Origin of the sequence: Lentilactobacillus farraginis DSM 18382 = JCM 14108, from assembly GCF_000583655.1 — a bacterium.
Classification (GTDB): Bacteria; Bacillota; Bacilli; order Lactobacillales; family Lactobacillaceae; genus Lentilactobacillus; species Lentilactobacillus farraginis.
In genome coordinates, this window is record NZ_BAKI01000122.1 from 1 (window position 1) to 764 (window position 764).

At 48.8% G+C, this 764-nt stretch carries 1 pseudogene; it reads left to right on the forward strand.

Annotated elements, in window-relative coordinates:
- Nucleotides 1-764, forward strand: a pseudogene (locus JCM14108_RS13985) (GW dipeptide domain-containing protein); the annotation flags it as partial.

The following is a 764-nucleotide window of genomic DNA, read 5'->3' on the forward strand; positions in this document are numbered from 1 at the left end:
CACAAACGGCTTCCGCAAAGTCTTATGCTAAGGTTACATCTAACAAAGCCTTAACCACTGACGCTACTACTCGTAACGTTAACGTTAATGGCACTAACGCTCTTTATACCAAAGCTGGTACTTTAAAGGGTGCTCGCGTCGTTGCTACTAAAACTACTTTGAATGGTGTTAAAGACAGCAAACAAGGTCAAAAGAACTGGCGCGCATACCGTGTTGCTACGACTAACCGTGGCTCAGTTTACTACAAGGTCGTATCATTCGATAAGACTTACCGTGGCTGGATCTACGGTGGTAAGAGCACTGCTTCATTCGCTGGCGGCTTAACTTCATATGCTACCACGAGCGCTGCTTCATCAGCTCCCGCTTCATCTGCTACCTTTACCATTAAGACACCTGGTACCAGCAGCTTAGCTTACAACGCCCCAGCATGGTCACAATACAAAGTTGGTCGCGCTACCGTTGATGGCAAGGTTATGACTGATACTACACCATACTCTGGTGCTTCATTCACAGTTACTAAAGCTGTTACCACTTCACGTGAAGGCGAAACTTGGTACCAAGTTTCTGCTGCCCCAGCTAGCTCAGCTTCTGCAAGCTCTGCTAACTCATCAGCAAGTTCAAGCGCCAGCTCATCAGCTGCTTCTTCCGCTTCAGCTTCTGCCGCTGCGCAATCCGCCGCTGCTAAGTTGAACGGTAAGTGGTTCAAAGCGAGCGACTTGCAACAAACTTCCGCTAGCTCGTCAGCTACGCCTAACCCTATCGCC